The 16,517-nt window shown below is 70.6% G+C and carries 17 protein-coding genes and 1 riboswitch; of the genes, 8 read left to right on the forward strand and 9 right to left on the reverse strand.

Going from position 1 to position 16,517, the window contains the following annotated elements; translation table 11 throughout:
• Positions 1 to 469: 469 nt before the first annotated feature.
• Positions 470 to 1,084, reverse strand: coding sequence for a TetR-like C-terminal domain-containing protein (locus tag OG801_RS04690; RefSeq protein ID WP_406034027.1), 615 nt, complete (start codon positions 1,082 to 1,084; stop codon positions 470 to 472).
• Positions 1,085 to 1,141: 57 nt separating this feature from the next.
• Between OG801_RS04690 and OG801_RS04695 the strand changes: the two genes are divergently transcribed.
• Positions 1,142 to 1,627, forward strand: coding sequence for an FBP domain-containing protein (locus OG801_RS04695; RefSeq protein WP_406034028.1), 486 nt, complete (start codon positions 1,142 to 1,144; stop codon positions 1,625 to 1,627).
• A gap of 235 nt (positions 1,628 to 1,862) precedes the next feature.
• Here the strand turns inward: OG801_RS04695 and OG801_RS04700 are convergent, their stop codons facing one another.
• The 3 genes from OG801_RS04700 to gcvT are packed head-to-tail and all read right to left on the reverse strand — an operon-like array spanning position 1,863 to position 4,801.
• Positions 1,863 to 3,269: an L-serine ammonia-lyase gene (locus tag OG801_RS04700; protein WP_406036253.1), complete on the reverse strand. Its 1,407-nt coding sequence runs from the start codon at positions 3,267 to 3,269 to the stop codon at positions 1,863 to 1,865.
• 48 nt (positions 3,270 to 3,317) lie between these two features.
• Positions 3,318 to 3,689: a glycine cleavage system protein GcvH gene (gene gcvH, locus OG801_RS04705; protein WP_406034030.1), complete on the reverse strand. Its 372-nt coding sequence runs from the start codon at positions 3,687 to 3,689 to the stop codon at positions 3,318 to 3,320.
• Between the two features lie 8 nt (positions 3,690 to 3,697).
• Positions 3,698 to 4,801, reverse strand: a complete 1,104-nt coding sequence (gcvT, locus tag OG801_RS04710) for a glycine cleavage system aminomethyltransferase GcvT (RefSeq protein ID WP_406034031.1) — start codon at positions 4,799 to 4,801, stop codon at positions 3,698 to 3,700.
• A gap of 160 nt (positions 4,802 to 4,961) precedes the next feature.
• Positions 4,962 to 5,057, reverse strand: a riboswitch (glycine riboswitch).
• A 79-nt stretch (positions 5,058 to 5,136) separates the two neighbouring features.
• Between gcvT and OG801_RS04715 the strand changes: the two genes are divergently transcribed.
• Positions 5,137 to 6,174 carry a CobW family GTP-binding protein gene (locus OG801_RS04715; protein ID WP_406034033.1) on the forward strand — a complete coding sequence of 346 codons (1,038 nt, stop codon included), beginning with the start codon at positions 5,137 to 5,139 and terminating at the stop codon, positions 6,172 to 6,174.
• Here the strand turns inward: OG801_RS04715 and OG801_RS04720 are convergent.
• Positions 6,145 to 6,954 carry a hypothetical protein gene (locus OG801_RS04720; protein ID WP_406034035.1) on the reverse strand — a complete coding sequence of 270 codons (810 nt, stop codon included), beginning with the start codon at positions 6,952 to 6,954 and terminating at the stop codon, positions 6,145 to 6,147. The two genes, OG801_RS04715 and OG801_RS04720, sit on opposite strands and share 30 nt — an antisense overlap.
• A 30-nt stretch (positions 6,955 to 6,984) precedes the next feature.
• Complete coding sequence (locus tag OG801_RS04725; protein WP_406034037.1) at positions 6,985 to 7,665, reverse strand: Crp/Fnr family transcriptional regulator; 681 nt, start codon at positions 7,663 to 7,665, stop codon at positions 6,985 to 6,987.
• Between the two features lie 162 nt (positions 7,666 to 7,827).
• Between OG801_RS04725 and OG801_RS04730 the strand changes: the two genes are divergently transcribed.
• Positions 7,828 to 8,817, forward strand: coding sequence for an LLM class flavin-dependent oxidoreductase (locus tag OG801_RS04730; protein ID WP_406034039.1), 990 nt, complete (start codon positions 7,828 to 7,830; stop codon positions 8,815 to 8,817).
• Here the strand turns inward: OG801_RS04730 and OG801_RS04735 are convergent.
• On the reverse strand, positions 8,801 to 9,559 hold the full coding sequence (locus OG801_RS04735; protein WP_406034042.1) for an IclR family transcriptional regulator: 759 nt from the start codon (positions 9,557 to 9,559) through the stop codon (positions 8,801 to 8,803). The genes OG801_RS04730 and OG801_RS04735 overlap by 17 nt on opposite strands.
• A 128-nt stretch (positions 9,560 to 9,687) precedes the next feature.
• Between OG801_RS04735 and OG801_RS04740 the strand changes: the two genes are divergently transcribed.
• The 5 genes from OG801_RS04740 (at position 9,688) to OG801_RS04760 (ending at position 14,206) form a co-directional block, all read left to right on the forward strand.
• Positions 9,688 to 10,452, forward strand: a complete 765-nt coding sequence (locus OG801_RS04740) for a CoA transferase subunit A (protein WP_355020268.1) — start codon at positions 9,688 to 9,690, stop codon at positions 10,450 to 10,452.
• A gap of 1 nt (position 10,453) precedes the next feature.
• On the forward strand, positions 10,454 to 11,083 hold the full coding sequence (locus tag OG801_RS04745; protein ID WP_406034044.1) for a 3-oxoacid CoA-transferase subunit B: 630 nt from the start codon (positions 10,454 to 10,456) through the stop codon (positions 11,081 to 11,083).
• Positions 11,084 to 11,210: 127 nt separating this feature from the next.
• Entirely contained in the window at positions 11,211 to 11,732 is a 522-nt protein-coding gene (locus OG801_RS04750) for a cell division protein FtsQ (RefSeq protein ID WP_355020267.1), read from the forward strand.
• A gap of 60 nt (positions 11,733 to 11,792) precedes the next feature.
• On the forward strand, positions 11,793 to 12,497 hold the full coding sequence (locus OG801_RS04755) for a YcnI family protein (RefSeq protein WP_355020266.1): 705 nt from the start codon (positions 11,793 to 11,795) through the stop codon (positions 12,495 to 12,497).
• On the forward strand, positions 12,494 to 14,206 hold the full coding sequence (locus tag OG801_RS04760) for a copper resistance CopC/CopD family protein (RefSeq protein ID WP_406034046.1): 1,713 nt from the start codon (positions 12,494 to 12,496) through the stop codon (positions 14,204 to 14,206). The genes OG801_RS04755 and OG801_RS04760 overlap by 4 nt, the downstream gene beginning before the upstream one ends.
• A 3-nt stretch (positions 14,207 to 14,209) precedes the next feature.
• Here OG801_RS04760 and OG801_RS04765 read toward each other — a convergent pair whose 3' ends face one another.
• Complete coding sequence (locus OG801_RS04765) at positions 14,210 to 15,046, reverse strand: hypothetical protein (protein WP_406034048.1); 837 nt, start codon at positions 15,044 to 15,046, stop codon at positions 14,210 to 14,212.
• Positions 15,047 to 15,070: 24 nt separating this feature from the next.
• Positions 15,071 to 16,453: an FAD-binding oxidoreductase gene (locus OG801_RS04770; RefSeq protein ID WP_406034050.1), complete on the reverse strand. Its 1,383-nt coding sequence runs from the start codon at positions 16,451 to 16,453 to the stop codon at positions 15,071 to 15,073.
• Positions 16,454 to 16,517 lie beyond the last annotated feature (64 nt).

Consider the following 16,517-nt stretch of genomic DNA (forward strand, 5'->3'; position numbering starts at 1 on the left):
TGAGGTCGGTCCATGCGTGAACCTAGGAGACGGGTGCGGTCGGCATCGCTCGACTGCAGCAGTTCGGGCGGCGTATCGGGGCCACACCGGCGGCTCGCTGACTCCCGAGATCTTGAAGCCCGCGACAGTGAACGACTCCGACGTAGCGCTCGGCGACCGGTACCATCGTCGGAGTCGCGGAGACACCATCAAAATCGTACTCCTCTTCGTCGGCGTCGCAGCCAAGGTGGTTCGGTCTTCGTTGGCTCCTTCGGCCGGGTCCATGGAATGTGCCCGGATCTCGGCTTCGTCGAATTCAAGATCGCCCTCGGCGGGTGGTTCGCTGTGGACGCGGCTTTCGGGAAACACGTCTTCCTCGCGTTCGTCGCCGTGGATGCCTGAGATCGCTGACATGTGAATCGCCTCGATTCTGGCTGGATCTCTCACGTCCCTGAGTCCGGGGTAGGTCGGCGGCACTCAACCATCGTGATCAGTGACGCTCGGCCGTCGCTGTCCGCGTGAGCGTGCGGTCTAGGTCGTTGAGGACCTCGGACCAGGTGGTCTCGGTGGACGGCTCGCTGTGGGCGAATGTGCCGGCGATCTCGAGGGTGATGTAGCCGTGGATGAGGCTGGACATCAGGCGGACGGCGTACGTCTCGTTGGTCTCGGCGATGTCGTAGCTGCGGACGACGGTGAGGGCCAGGTCGGCGTTGCGGCGGCCGGCGGTGATCGCGGCGGCCACCGAGTCCGGGATCTCCGCGGCCGGATCGGCAGCGGGTGGGACGCGCTGGCGGGTGGTGGCGTCGTAGCGGCCGGGTGAGCGGCGGGCGAAGTCGCGGATGGCGTTGGCGTATGCGACGAGGAGGTCGCGGCCCTCCCCTGCGGCCAACGCGGTGCTCGTGGTGTCGGCGAGCTCGTCGAGGACGTACGCGGTGACGGCGGTGCGGAGGTCGGTGGCTCCGGAGATGTGGGAGTAGAGGGTCGGCGACCTGACTCCGAGATGGCGCGCGAGGACCGAGATCGTGACGGCGTCGAAGCCCAGCTCGTCGGCCAGGTCGGCGGCGGCCGCGATCACGGCGCACCGGTTCAGCCCTGGACGGCCCATCAGCACCCTCCCGATAACGAATTGCCTAACAGTTGTAGGAAACCTAGCATGGTTGGTATGAAGCCGCTGACCGAGACCGACGTACGCGCATCGTTCGTCAACCTCACCAAGGGTGCGACCAAGCGCCTCAACCTCCCCGCTGACCTGGCCGAACGGCCGTGGGACGACCTTGACTACCTCGGCTGGCAGGACCCGAAGGCACCGCAGAACCACTACCTCGTCACCGAGCACGACGGCAGGCTCTGCGGTATTGCCCTCCGCGCCTCGCGCGAGTCGCGAGGGGCTCGGAAGACGATGTGCGCACTGTGCGCGTCGGTCAGTGACGTCGCGCTGCTGGTCGCCTCCCGCGCCGGTCGCTCCGGACAGGACGGCAACTCCGTCGGCACCTACATCTGCGCCGATCTCGACTGCTCCCTCAAGGCGCGCAACAAGCGCAGGCTCGACAGCCCGGTCATCCACGAGACCCTCAGTGCCGAGCAGAAGGTCGACCGGCTGGTCGGCAACCTCGACTCGTTCGTCGCGCGGGTGCTCCGGCCTGCCTGACAGGCTCACCCCGAGCGTTTTCAGCTCTTTGGGTGTCGAGTGGCCCCGCTGGTCGAGCCGCCGGAGCCGCTAGGCGTAGGCGTGTCGAGCGATGTATCGAGCTTGTCGAGATGACCAACACAGTCCCCTGTCGCGCTGGATGGGACTGTGTTGGTCTCGACACGCTCGGCCGCGGGCGGCCTCGCGGCTCGACCAGCGGGGCGATCAAGGGCTCGCGGCTCGACCAGCGGGGGGCTCAGCACTCGATGACGTTGACCGCGAGGCCGCCGCGGGAGGTCTCCTTGTACTTGACCTTCATGTCGGCCCCGGTCTCGCGCATGGTCTTCAGCGCCTTGTCGAGGCTGACCTTGTGGGAGCCGTTGCCGTTGAGGGCGAGGCGGGCTGCGTTGATGGCCTTCACGCTGGCGATGGCGTTGCGTTCGATGCAGGGGATCTGCACCAGGCCACCCACCGGGTCGCAGGTGAGGCCGAGGTTGTGCTCGATGCCGACCTCGGCGGCGTTCTCCACCTGCTCTGGGGTGCCGCCCAGCACCTCACAGAGCGCACCGGCGGCCATCGCGCAGGCGGAGCCGACCTCGCCCTGGCAGCCGACCTCGGCGCCGGAGATCGAGGCGTTCGTCTTGCACAGGATCCCGATGGCGGCGGCGGTGAGCAGGAACCGGACGATGCCGTCCTCGATCGCGGCCTCGTCCAGCCCGGCGGCAGGCGCCACGAAACGTACCCAATAGTGCAGGACGGCGGGCACGATGCCGGCCGCGCCGTTGGTGGGAGCGGTGACGACCCGGCCGCCCGAGGCGTTCTCCTCGTTCACCGCCAGGGCGAACAGGTTGACCCAGTCCATGACCCGGAAGGGGTCCTGGGCGCCGGCTCCGGACGCCAGGTCGCGGTAGAGCAGCGGTGCCCGGCGCGGGACCCGCAGACCCCCAGGAAGTACGCCGTCACTGACCGGATCACGGTCGCAGCCGGCCTGCACGCAGTCGGCCATCACCCGCCAGATCTCCAGGAGACCGGCGCGGATCTCGTCGTGCGTACGCCAGGTCAGCTCGTTGGCGCGCATGAGGTCGGAGACCCGGAACCCCTCGCGCTCGCAGGTGCTGAGCAGCTCGGCGCCGGTGGTGAAGGGAAACCGGACGCGTGAGTGATCGGGCACGATCCGCGCGGCGCCGGACGCGTGCTCGTCGACCACGAAGCCGCCGCCGACCGAGTAATAGGTCCGCTCTCGGCTCACCTCCTCTGAGGCGTCGTAGGCGGTGAACACCATGCCGTTGGGGTGGCCCGGCAGGCTCTTGCGCCGATGCATCACCAGGTCGGTTTGGCTGTCGAAGCGGATCGGCCGATGGCCTCCCAGCGACAGCTCGCCACGCTCGCGGATGGCCGCCACCCGCTCTGACGAAGCTCGGGTGTCGACGGTCGCCGGCTCTTCCCCCTCGAGGCCCAGCAGCACCGCGCCCTCCGAGCCGTGCCCGTGTCCGGTCGCGCCGAGCGACCCGAACAGCTCGGCCTTCACCCGGGTGACCGCGTCCAGCTGCCCGTCCGCGACGAGGCCGTCGACGAAGATCTTCGCGGCCCGCATCGGCCCCACGGTGTGGGAGGAGGACGGCCCGATCCCGATCGAGTACAGGTCGAAGGTGCTCAAGGTCATCGCCACGACGGGAGTCGCGACGCCGCTGAGGTCAGCGGTCACGGCGTTTCACTCCTCGATCAGAGCGTCGTAGGCCGCGGCGTCGAGCAGGTCGGGAGCGCCCGAGACACGCATCTCGAAGAGCCAGCCGGCGCCGAACGGGTCGCTGTTGATCAGTGCGGGATCCTCGACGACGGCCGGGTTGATCTCGAGGATCTCGCCGTCGGCGGGCGCGAAGAGGTCGCTGACGGACTTCGTCGACTCCAGCTCGCCGCAGCTCTCTCCCCCGGTGATCTTGCTGCCCACCTCGGGCAGCTCGACGAAGACGATGTCGCCCAGTGCCTCGGTGGCGAAGGCGGTGACGCCGACGCGCGCGACGTCGCCGCGGGTCTCGATCCACTCGTGCTCGGCGGTGTACGACAGGTGGGTCGGGTTGCTCATGGCGGTGCTCATTTCTTGGAGTAGAAGGGAAGGTCGACGATCTCGGCGTCCTCGCGGCTGCCGCGCACATCGACGTGGACCTTGGTGCCGACGGCAGCGAGGTCAGGCCTGACGGACGCCATCGCGATGGGACGTCCGAGAGTCGGCGACGGGGAGCCGCTGGTCACGACGCCGATCTCGTCGCCGGTGGCCGGGTCCACGATGGCGTAGCCGGCCCGGGGAGAGCGGCGCCCGGCGGCCACCAGGCCGACGAGCACGCTGCGCGGGCCCTCCTCGCGGCGTACGGCCAGGGCGGCATCGCCGACGAAGCCGTCGGGCTTGTCGAAGGAGACGACCCGGCCGAGACCGGCCTCGAAGGGCGTCGTGTCGCGGCTCAGCTCGTGACCGTAGAGCGGCATGCCGGCCTCGAGCCGGAGGGTGTCGCGGCAGGCGAGCCCGGCGGGCTGCAGCCCGTGCGGCGTACCTGCCGCGGTGATGGCCTCCCAGACAGCAGCGGCAGACGAGGGCGCGCAGTAGATCTCGAAGCCGTCCTCGCCGGTGTAGCCGGTGCGGGCGAGCAGGACGTCGACCCCGGCGACCGTGCCGGCGTCGATGGCGTAGTACTTCAGGGACGGGACGTCCAGGTCAGTCAGGGCTGCGACGATCGCCGCCGAGGCGGGTCCCTGGACCGCGACCAGCGCCCACTCCGCGGAGGCGTCGCGGACCACGGCGTCGTACCCCTCGGCCCGCTCGGCCAGAGCCGGGGCGACCACGTGGACGTTGCTCGCGTTGGCGACGACGAGGTAGCGCTCCTGCTCGAGCCGGTAGACGACCAGGTCGTCGATGATGCCGCCGTCCTCGGCGCACACCATCGAGTAGCGGGCGCGGCCGAGGCCGATCTTCGACGGCCGACCGACCAGGGCGCGGTCGAGGGCGCGTCCCGCCTCGGGGCCGGTCACCTCGATCTCGCCCATGTGAGAGAGGTCGAAGAGGCCCGCGGTGGTGCGTACGGCATTGTGCTCGGCGGTCTCCGAGCCATAGCGGACCGGCATGCTCCAGCCGGCGAAGTCGGTGAACGAGGCACCGAGCGCCTGGTGGATCTCATGCAGAGGGGTAGGGACGGGTGAGGTCATTGCGCGGGAGGCTCCCTGCTGATGGGTGCCGACAGCCGCGGCACCCGTGGACGGGTGACCTCCCCGCTCTGTCATCGCTACCTGAGAGCTTCACCGCCCCGAAGGGGCGATTTGCACCGTGGGTGCAGGACCCATCGGATCCTGTCTTTCCAGAGGTCGCCTCACCACAGCGGTCAGTGGGCCTGAGAGATTCTGGGGAGGTTTGCTCCTTCGGCGCCTCACCCGGGATGGGCAAGGACTCTCCCGCTGCGGTTCAAGTGGCGGATGTGAAGTTGTGCGGCAAACCTAGGTCTGCCCACCTCGGCCGTCAAGATCTGACGACCTACGATGGCCCGATGCCACCGACCAGCGCCAGCAACCGGGTTCCCGTGGTCATCCTCACCGGCCATCTCGGGTCGGGCAAGACCACGCTGCTCAACCATCTGCTGCGCCAGCCCGGCGCGCGGGTGGGCGTGGTCGTCAACGACTTCGGTGACATCAACGTCGATGCCGGCCTCGTCACCGGGCAGGTCGACGAGCCGGCCTCGATCGCCGGTGGCTGCCTGTGCTGCCTGCCCGACGCCGGCGGCCTCGACGACGCGCTGGAGAAGCTGACCCACCCGCGGCTCGCGCTCGACGTCGTCATCGTCGAGGCCAGCGGGATCGCCGAACCCGGCACGCTGGCCCGGCTGGTCCGGTTCAGCGGCGTCGAGCGGGTACGCCGGGGTGGGCTCATCGAGGTCGTCGACGCCTCGGCGTACTTCGACACTCTCGATGACGGCCGGGGCCCGGCGCCGGTCCGGTTCGCGGCCGCGTCCCTGGTCGTGGTCAACAAGACCGACCTGGTGCCGGCTGATGACCGGGACGAGGTCCTGGCCCGCATCGAGCAGCGCGTGCGGGAGCACAACCCCGAGGTCCATGTGGCGTACGCCGTGGGTGGCCGCATCGACCCCCGGCTGGTCTACGACGCCGCGGTGCCCGAGGACCCGCCCGACGAGCTTCCGATCGCCGCACTGCTGCGCGAGGCGGCCGCCTCGCACGAGGCTCATCAGCACGCCCGGGCGGTCACCGTGACGACGCCAGGCACCATCGAGCCGGCTCGACTGGTCGACCTGCTCGAGGAGCCGCCGGCGACGGCGTACCGGGTCAAGGGGACCGTCGCCGTCGCGACCGGCCAGGGGCCGCGCAGCTACCACGTGAACCTGGTCGGCCGCAGCGCCCATGTCGCCGCAGCCAGAGGGACACAAGACGCGACGAGCGAGCTCGTGGCCATCGGCCTGGATCTCGAGACCGATCCCGTCCAGGAGCGCCTCGCGGACGCCCTCGCCCCGGCCGAACGGCCGAGCACCGAGGGCTTACGCCGGCTACGCCAGCTTGTCCGCGTCAGTCTCTGACACCGAGGTCCATCCTCGGACCCGGTGGACGGTCGCCGTCTTCGGGTGGGATCCGGAGGGCGGCCCGATCTCGAAGAGGTCGATCATCAGGAACAGCGGGTAGGTCGGAGCCTGGGGAAGACGTCGTACGACGAGGCCTTCGCAGCCGATGACGGTCTCCTGCCCGTCCCAGATCGCCGTCCAGGTGTGGGCCCGGGTCGCGTCGAACGGGACGGTGACCTCTGCCATGTCGGTGGTCAGGCGTGGGTCATGGTGCGCCTTGACCCCGGAACGGGCGACCGTGGTCGCGCCGATCGCGTCCGCATCGATCTCGAAGATGCAGATCTCTCCGGAATCCTCACCGGAGAGATGCTCGGTGCCGATCAGCCATGCCGCGAGCATGCAGCCGTCGTCCCGGGTCGCGGCGACGGTCACGTCGACGCGACCGCGAGCGGGTGCGAACAGGAGCCGTTGCGGCGTCTCGGTCCGAACCAGGAGTCCGTCCTCCCGGTGACGGTGTGTTCCGCGTACGGAGCCGACCGGACCGGAGTACGCGCCGGTCTGCAGGTTCGAGACCCTCAGCGGTGCGTCCTCGGCTCGCCAGTCGAGCTGGTCGACCTCGATCCGCAGCTCGAGCGCACCCTGGACGAGCCGGTAGCGAGCCTCGGACCGCTCCGGCGTCGTCCAGTGCGGCAGATAGTGCGGGATCCACCACTGCTCGGACAGTCCGCCGGAGAAGTCCTCGTCGAGATCTGGCCGCCGGGCCGGCGGCAGAGGCAGCTCATCGAGCGGCAAGACCATGCTCGATGGTCCCACCCCGACGAGCAGCGGTCACCCCGCCCGGCGCACGATCCGTTCCATGTCGGTGATGATCACCGAGCGCGACTCCAGCCGTACCCAGCCCTTGGCCGCGAAGTCCGCGAGCGCCTTGTTGACCGTCTCTCGGGCCGCGCCCACGAGCTGCGCGAGCTCCTCCTGGGTCAGGTCGTGGCGTACGTGGACGCCCTCCTCGGTCTGCTCCCCGAACCTCTCGGCGAGGTCGAGCAGGGCCTTCGCCACCCGGCGGGGCGCGTCAGCGAAGACCAGGTCACCGATCACATCGTTGGCCCGGCGCAGGCGACCCGACAGCAGGGCGAGCAGCCCACGGGTCACGCTCGGGCGCCCGTCGAGCAGGCCCAGCAGATCGTCGTGCGACAGCGAGGCGAGCTCGACCTGGTCGGTGACGGCCGTGACGGTGGACGAGCGCCGACCGGGGTCGAAGAGCGACAGCTCGCCGAACACCTGGCCCGGCCCCAGGATCGCCAGCAGGCTGTCCTGTCCGTTGGCCGCGGCACGGCTCAGCTTCACCTTGCCGTCCACGACCGCGTAGAGCCGGTCGGCGGCGTCGCCCTCGTGGAACAACACCTCGCCGCGCCGCAGGCGTGTCTGACCCATCATCGCGAGCATCGCCGTCATCGACTCGTCGTCCAGCTCGCTGAAAAGCGGTGCGTGCCGAAGCACGTCTTGATCCATTACCCAGCCGCTCCTGTCATCCTTTTACCGAAGACAACAGCCTAGCCAGACCGGGGCCTCCGACAGCGGATGTGTGTCCCGCATCGCACCCCTGTCGAGTGCGTTCTTCGCCACACCGGACACGGCGGGAAGCCTCGGAGCCCCTGCGTCGTTGAACCTGCCGTGAAGCTCTCCATGCTGGACCGGTCCCGCACGCGGGTGGGGTACGCCGAGGGCGCTGCGCTGACCCACACGATCGATCGGGCGGTGGCGGCAGAGCGGCTCGGCTACCACCGGTTCTGGGTCGCCGAGCACCACGCGGTGCCAGGGATCGCGTCGGGGTCGCCGCCGGTGCTGATCGGTGCGCTCGGCGCGCACACGTCCACGATCCGGCTCGGGTCGGGCGGGGTGATGCTGCCGCACCACCAGCCGCTGGTCGTCGCCGAGCAGTTCCTCATGCTCGACGCGCTCTATCCCGGCCGCATCGACCTCGGCCTGGGACGTACGTTGGGCTTCACCGCACCCGTACGCCGCGCCCTGCGGCAGGATCTCGACGACCCGGACACGTTCGCCGAGGACATCGAGGAGCTCCGCGGCTACCTCGACCGCACCGCGGCGGTCACCGCCCGCCCGGCCGCCGCCCACCAGATCCCGATGTTCGTGCTGGCGACCGGGAAGGGCGTCGCGCTCGCTTCTCGGCTCGGGCTGCCGGTCGTCGTGGGCGGTCCGGTGCTGGACAGCCCGCGGCTGGACGAGGTCTTGGGGGCGTACCGGAAGGACTTCCGGCCCTCGTCGCGGGCCTCCGAGCCTTCGGTGATGATCTCCGTCGACGTGCTCGTCGCCGACACCGACGCCGAGGCCGCCGAGCTCGCCCTGCCGGAGGCGTGGGCGATGGCCCGGTCGCGGCAGACCGGCGAGTTCGGACCACTCGAGCCGGTCGCAGTGATCCGGGACCAGGCTTGGTCGAACCAGGTGCGCGAACGGGTCGAGGCACACCTGGCGCGTACGACCGCGGGGTCTGCCGAGACCGTCCGCCGTCGTCTCGACCAGCTGGCCGAGGCCACCGGAGCCGACGAGCTCCTCGCCTTCACCTCCACCTACGACCGCGACGCCCAGCTCGCCTCCGACGCCGCGCTCGCCGGGATCCTGACCGGGACTACGAGCCGGAGCTAGTGGTCAGAGTGTGGGCGACCTCCAGGAGGAGGCGGCCGAGCTCGTGCTGACGCGGCGGTCCGAGGCGGGCCTCGATGCCGGTGATGCTGAGCGCTCCGTACGGCTGCCCGTGGGCGTCGAAGACGGCGGCGCCGAGGCCCCAGCTGCCGACCACGATGAGGCCCGGGTTGACCGCGAAACCGCGTTCGCGGGTCGCGGCGACACGTTCGCGCAGGGCGTCGGCAGAGTGCTGGTCGCCGTAGGCGCCGACGAGGTCGGTGCGGGCCAGGTAGGCCTCGCGCCGCGACTCCGGGAGGAAGGCGAGGATCACCAGGCCGGCCGAGGCGACCCCGAGCGGGAACCGGATGCCTTCGTGGAGCACGTGGGAGCGGATCGGGAAGCTGCCGTCCTCGCGCAGTACGCAGACCGTCTCGTCACCGCGCCGGATCGAGAAGAAGGCGCTCTCCCCCGTCTCCCGGGCGATGCGCAGCACGGCCGCCCGGGCTGCTGGGGTGATGTCGTGGCGGGTGGTCGCGGCGGCGCCGAGCAGGAAGCACTCCGGACCGAGGTGCCAGGTGCCGGTGTCGTTGTCGCGCTCGACCAGCCCCTCCTCCTGGAGTGCGCTGAGCAGCCGGTGGGCGGTCGGGCGCGGGATGGCGGCTGTCGTCGCGAGATGGGTGGTCGTCGCGCCCTCCGGCTCGCGCGCGGCGAGCAGCCGCAGCAGGTGCGCGCTGCGGCGGATCACGCTGGGACCGGGTTCCATGGGACGTACGATAGGTGACGTCCACTCAGTGAACGCATCTGCGGCAGCGGGGTCGGTCAACGAAAGATCGAGCGTGAACTCGCGCTCATCTATTGACCGAACGGCCCGCCCACCATTGACTGATCATCATGGACAAGGTCATCTCCTCAGCCGCCGAGGCGGTCGCGGACATCCCGAACGGAGCGACCCTCACGGTCGGCGGTTTCGGGCTGTGCGGCATCCCGTCGGTGCTCATCAATGCTCTGCTCGAAGCCGGTGTGACCGACCTCGAGGTGGTCTCCAACAACGCCGGCGTCGACGACTGGGGCCTGGGCCTGCTACTCGGCGCCGGACGCCTGCGGCGGGTCGTCGCCTCGTACGTCGGTGAGAACAAGGAGTTCGCGCGGCAGTACCTCTCCGGTGACCTCGAGGTCGAGCTGACCCCGCAGGGCACGCTCGCCGAGCGGATGCGCGCCGGCGGCTCCGGCATCGCCGCGTTCTACACCCGCACCGGCGTCGGCACGCAGGTGGCGCAGGGCGGGCTGCCGTGGAAGTACGACGACGCCGGCAACGTCATCAAGACCTCGCCCGAGAAGCCGGTGATGACCTTCGAGACGCCCGACGGCGAGAAGGAGTTCGTCCTGGAGGAGGCCATCGTCGCCGACTTCGGCATCGTCCGCGCCTGGAAGGGCGACCGCCACGGCAACCTCCTCTTCAAGGACTCCGCCCGCAACTTCAACCCGCTGGCCGCGATGGCCGGACAGGTCACGATCGCGGAGGTCGAGGAGCTCGTCGAGCCCGGCGAGATCCCACCGAACGATGTCCACCTCCCCGGGGTCTACGTCCACCGCGTGGTTCCCCTGACCCCCGAACAGGCCGCCGACAAGCGCATCGAGAAGAGGACGGTCCGCTGACATGGCATGGACACGTGAAGAGATGGCCGCCCGCGCCGCCGCGGAGCTCGCCGACGGCGACTACGTCAACCTCGGCATCGGGCTGCCGACGCTGGTGCCCAACTACGTCCCCGACGACGTCGAGCTGGTGCTGCAGAGCGAGAACGGCATCCTCGGCACCGGCGCCTACCCGACCGAGGACGCCGTCGACCCGGACCTGATCAACGCCGGCAAGGAGACGGTCACCGTACGCAAGGGGGCGAGCTTCTTCGACTCCGCCACCAGCTTCGGGATGATCCGTTCCGGCAAGATCGACGCCGCGATCCTCGGCGCCATGCAGGTCTCTGCTTCCGGCGATCTGGCGAACTGGATGATCCCCGGCAAGATGGTCAAGGGCATGGGCGGCGCGATGGACCTCGTCCACGGCGCCAAGAAGGTCGTCGTGCTGATGGAGCACGTCGCCCGCGACGGCTCCTACAAGATCGTCAACGAGTGCTCGCTGCCCTACACCGGCCTCGGCGTCGTACAGCGCATCATCACCGACCTCTGCGTCCTCGACATCACCCCCGAGGGCCTGCGCCTCGTCGAGCTCGCCCCCGGCGTCACGCTCGGCGAGGTCGAGGAGAAGACCGAGCCGCCGATCCTCCGCTGACGGGCCGAGAGGTCAGCGGCGTCGGCCGAGATGTCACCCCGGTGACGTCTCGGCCGACGTGCGTGACGGCTCGGCCGACGGGGGTGACGTCTCGGCCGACGTACGCGCCTTCTCGGCATCTGCGAGAATGTGCGGCGTGGAATTGAGGGTGGTGCGGCCTACGCGTGGGAGCGTGTGGCTGGCGCTGCTCGCGGCCATCGAGATCACCACGGGATCGAGCCTGGCCCACTTGGCCGGCGGCGGGGAGCTGCCGGACGCGTTGTGGCTGGTGGCGACCGGGTTCGCCGCATTCGGCGCCGGGGTCGTCGTGCTGCAACGACGGGTCGGGATCGTCTTGGGGGCGGTGCTCGCCGGCGCGGCGCAGCTGGGGATGCACGAGGCATTCGAGGCGTACGCGGCACCGGCTGCCCACATGCACAACGCCGGCTCGGGCGACACCTCGATGCTGGTCGCGCACGCCGCGGCCGCGGTGCTCACCGTCGTCGTGTGGGTGCTGCACCGACGGGCCTGGCAGGTCATCTCCGGGGCGCTCACGCCGACCCGGAACCCGATCCCGTTCCGCCTGCCGGTACAGGCGCAGCCGGTCGTGCCGCGCACCGGGCTGTGGACGTACGTCGCTGCTGGCCGGGGTCCGCCGGTCCTCGCCTGAGGACCCGACCCCGTCAACTGGGCATCGCCCATCAGCAGACACTCCACAGAAAGCAACAACATGTCTCGACGTACCCTCACGCGCCTCGGCGCGCCCGCCGCCGCTGCCGCGGCCGTCATCTTCCTCGTCGCCGCCCCGGCCTCCGCGCACGTCACGGTCACCCCGACCGAGACGGCGGCCGGCGCGTACACCGTGCTGACCTTCAGCAACGGCCACGGCTGCGAAGGATCGCCGACCAAGCAGGTCACGATCCAGGTCCCCGAGGGGATCAACGACGTGACGCCCACGCGGCAGCCGTTCTACGACGTCAAGGTCGTCACCGAGAAGCTCGCCGAGCCGATCGAGGACGCCCACGGCAACAAGATCACCGAGCGCGACTCGACCGTCGTCTACACGTCCAAGACGCCGCTGCCCGACGGTCAGCGTGACGCGTTCGAGGTCTCCCTGCAGCTGCCCGAGGAGGAGGGCACGCTCGCCTTCCCGGTCATCCAGACGTGCCTGAAGGGCGAGACCGCCTGGGTCGAGGAGGCTCCCGAGGGCGCCACCGAGGAGCCGGAGAACCCGGCGCCGTCCTTCGAGGTCACCGCGGCCGAGTCCGAGGACGGTCACGGTGCCGAGGAGTCGGCCGAGAAGGCCGAGCCGGTCGCCGCGGATATCGAGGACGGCGACGACGGCAACCTGTGGGGTGCTATCGGTGCCGGCGCAGGCATCCTCGGCCTGATCGCGGGCACGACCGCCCTCGCGCTGGGACGTCGTAAGGCGTGAGTGCTCCCCTGACGCGCCGGCCGGGCCTCGACCGGCCGGGTCGGCGCGCCGTGGGGCGGTTGCTGGTGGTGCTCGCTGCCGCTGCGTACGCCGTCCTGCTCGGCACCTCGCCCGCCCAGGCGCACGCCAGCCTCATCGGGACCAATCCCGAGGAGGGTGCGGTCCTGGAACAGGCGCCGGAGACGATCACCTTCACCTTCGACGAGGCGGTGACGCTGCCTCCGGCGGGCGTGACGGTCTACGACGCGAAGGGCGAAGAGGTCACCTCCGAGGCGACCGCGAGCGGCACCGAGATGCAGGTCGCGCTCGCGGAGGCGAGCAGCCTCGGCGACGGCACCTACGTGGTCGCCTGGCGCGCGGTGTCGGCCGACGGTCACCCGATCTCGGGCTCGCTGACCTTCGCGGTCGGCGCCCCGAGCCTCAGCGTCGCCCCGCCTCCGTCCACGGAGCCGTCCAGGGCGACGGCGGTGATCCACGGGGCGCTCCAGTTCCTCCAGTACGCCGCACTGCTGCTGGTCGTGGGCCTGGTCTGGTTCCGAGCGGTGATCATCGGCGAGCACCGCATCCCCGACCGCGCCACCGCCCGGGTCCAACGTGTCGAGGTCCTCGCCGGCATGGTCGCCGTGGTCGCGCTGGTGGCCCTCGCGCCGGCCAGCGGCGCGCTGCAGAGCGAGAGCGGACCGGGAGCGATCCTCACCTTCGACGCCTGGTCGCCGGCCTCGGTCGGCAAGGAGTGGCTCAGTGCGCTGGTGGGGATCGTGGGCATCGCGGCCGCGCTCGCGCTGCGTGAACGGCCCCGCCTGGCTGCGGCCGCGGCGCTGGTGGCGATCTGCTCCCCGGCGCTGGTGGGCCACTCCCGGGCGGTCGTACCCGCCTGGCTGGTCACCGCCACCGACGTCATCCACCTCATCGCCGGCGCGCTCTGGCTCGGCGGCCTCGTCGGTCTCGCGCTGACCCTGCCGCTGATCACCCGGCGCGGCACGGTCGCGGCCGAGATCGTCACCAGGTTCTCCACCCTCGCCGCCGCGTCCCTGGCCGCCCTCGCGGTCTCGGGCGTGCTGATGGGCTGGCGGATCCTCGGCTCCTGGGACAACCTGCTCAACAGCACGTACGGCACGCTGCTGATGACCAAGATCGCCCTGGTCGTCGCGGTGGCGGTGATGGCGGCCGGCAACCGGCTGCTGGTCCTCCCCCGCGTCCGTCAGGCGGCCGGCCACGACGACACCGTCGAGGCCGGCTCGATGCTGCGCCGGGCCGTGCTGATGGAGGCGGGCGTGCTCGTCGTCGTCCTCGGCGTCACCGGCTTCCTGGTCGACCAGCCGCCGCAGGCCGGCGCCGGATCGACCGGGACCGGATCGGCCACGGTCGCGCAGACCAACACCCAGGCAGCGGAACTGGGCGACGACCACCGGGTCTACGCGACGCTGACCCCGGCCGGTCCGGGTCCGAACGTGCTCCGACTGCAGATCCAGGACGCGGCCGGCGAGCCCGTCGAAGCGGCGGCGGTCCCGACCGCCAAGCTGAGGTCCGCCAACGGGAACCAGAACAGTGTCGACCTGGGCAGTCTGGCCCTGAAGACGGTTGCTGCCGGCACCTGGGAGGCAGACGTCGTACTGCCCAAGGGCGGCGTCTGGGAGGCGACCGTCGGACTGCGCCTGGGCGAGTTCGAGAGCCCGCTGGGACTGGTGAAGTTCACCGTCAGACAGTGACTCTCAGACGGTGACGGGGAGCCGGAGCGTGTGGATCATCCCGTCGACACGTACCTGCACGAAGAAGACGTAGTCGCCCGCCTTCGGCGGCTTCACATGGATGCCGAGGCGGGTGCCGTCCTCGCCGTTCTCGGGGCCGCCGAGCGGGTGCAGGTGGATCACCTCGCCCGTCTCCCGGCTGAACGCGGTCACGTGCGCGTAGACCCCGAGATAGGTGCCGAGGTTGACGGGCTTGCCGGCCGGGTCGGAGATCAGCAGGCCGACCTCCTGGTCGATCCCGGGCTTCGGGGTCTCTTCCAAAGCAGCGATCACGGTGCCGTCGTCGGAGCCGGGTACGTCCACCTCGGAAGCCCCCGCGACCTTCGCCGTCGCTCCGAGCATCGCCTGCTCCCCCTTGCCGTCGGGGGTCCGGGCCGCGAACTCGACGACCACCCGGTAGGTGCCGCCCGCGGGCAGCGTCAGGTCGCCCGACCACTCCCCGGGCTCACCCTGGGTCGGGTGCAGGTGCCGGAAGACCTCCAGGTCGTCGCGTACGACGTAGAGGTGGAGGTCCTTGGTCTGCTCCTCGATGTAGTCGGTGACCGGGTCGCCCTCCTTGGTGATCGTGAAGCTCACCTTGCCCGGGGTGCCGGCCTCGGCGGGCAGGCTGACGTCACCGAGCGTGTAGCCGCCCGCGGTCGCGGAGGTCCCGTCGGCGCCCTTGATGGCGGTCACGACCGTCGCCACGTTGGCCGACTCGCTGGGTGAGGTGGGGTCGGCGGCCTCCGGTTCGCCGCCGCAGGCGATCAGGGTGATCGCGAGGCCGAGGGTCAGGACGACAGCAGCAATTCCGACACGCACGGAGCAAGGGTGTCATGAAGCTGGTCAGAACCCGACACCAGGATTGAGAATCCCCAGCGGGTCCAGGGCCGCCTTGATCCGATGCTGCAGGTCGATGGAGTCGGCGCCGATCTCGGGCTCGAGCCACTTGCGCTTGAGCCGGCCGACACCGTGCTCGCCGGTCGTGGTGCCACCGAGCTCGATGGCGAGGGCGAAGATCTCGTCGCCCGCGGCGGTCTCGGCCGGCGGCATCACGCCCGGGACGTCGTCGGGCGACGGGTCCCAGCCGATGACCGGGTGGAGGTTGCCGTCGCCGGCGTGGGCGAGCGTGTAGGTGCGTACGCCGTGCCGCTCGGAGATCTCGGAGATCCGGTCGACCGCCTCGGCGAGCCGGGACCGGGGCACGCAGATGTCCTCGATGAACCAGGACCCCTCCGCCTCGATCGCGGGCAGGACCTGGCGACGCGTCTCGACCAGCCGGTCGGAGGACTCCTCGTCGACACCCTGCTCGATCCAGGTCGCCTCCTTGCCGAGGATCGCCGCGATGGCCTCGATCTCCGTCGCCGCCGCGGGCCCGTCGGCCTGGGCGATGACCAGCGCATCGCCCCGTTCGGCATACCTGGTGCCTGCGAACCGGTCGACCGCCTCGAGGCAGCGCCGGTCGATGAACTCCAGCATCGAGGGCAGCCGCCGGGCGGCGGCGATCTCGGCACAGGCGCGAGCGGCCGCGGCCACCGAGGCGTACGCAGCCGACGCCGTCAACGTGGAGACCGGCCGTGGCTTGAGCCGCAGGGTCGCGCCGACGACGATGCCGAGGGTGCCCTCGGAGCCGACGAAGAGGGCGGTGAGGTCGAGGCCTGCGACGCCCTTCATGGTGCGGCGGCCGGTGTGGATCAGGGTGCCGTCGGCGAGGACGACGTCGAGGCCGAGGACCGCCTCCCGGGTGACGCCGTACTTCACGCACCGCAGCCCGCCGGCGTTGGTCGCGACGTTGCCGCCGATCGAGCAGATCGCCGCCGAGGCCGGGTCGGGTGCGTACCGCAGCCCCACCTCGGCCGCCGCCGCGTCCAGGCGCGCGTTGAGCACGCCCGGCTCGACGACCGCGATCTCGTCGACCGGGTCGAGCTCGAGGATCCGGTCCATCGCGGACAGGTCGACGACGAGGTGGCCGGTGCCGGCCACCGCTCCCCCGGCCAGCCCGGTGCCCGCACCGCGCGGGACCACCGGCACCCGGTGCGCCGAGGCGACCCGCATCGCCGCCTGGACGTCCGCGACGCTGTGTGCCCTCACCACCGCCAGCGGTAGGCCGGCGGCGACCGATCCGGACCGGTCGGTCGAGGCCGCCAGCAGCGAGATCTCGTCGGTCACCACCTCGAAGACGCCGGCGGCGAGGTCGTCGATCAGGGAAATCTGTGACTCCGTCGTCATCCCCCCATTGTGTCGTGAGACGGTCGATTGCAAACCCCTTCCACGCAACCGATACGCTTCACCT

The organism is Nocardioides sp. NBC_00163, from assembly GCF_045206295.1.
GTDB lineage: Bacteria > Actinomycetota > Actinomycetes > Propionibacteriales > Nocardioidaceae > Nocardioides.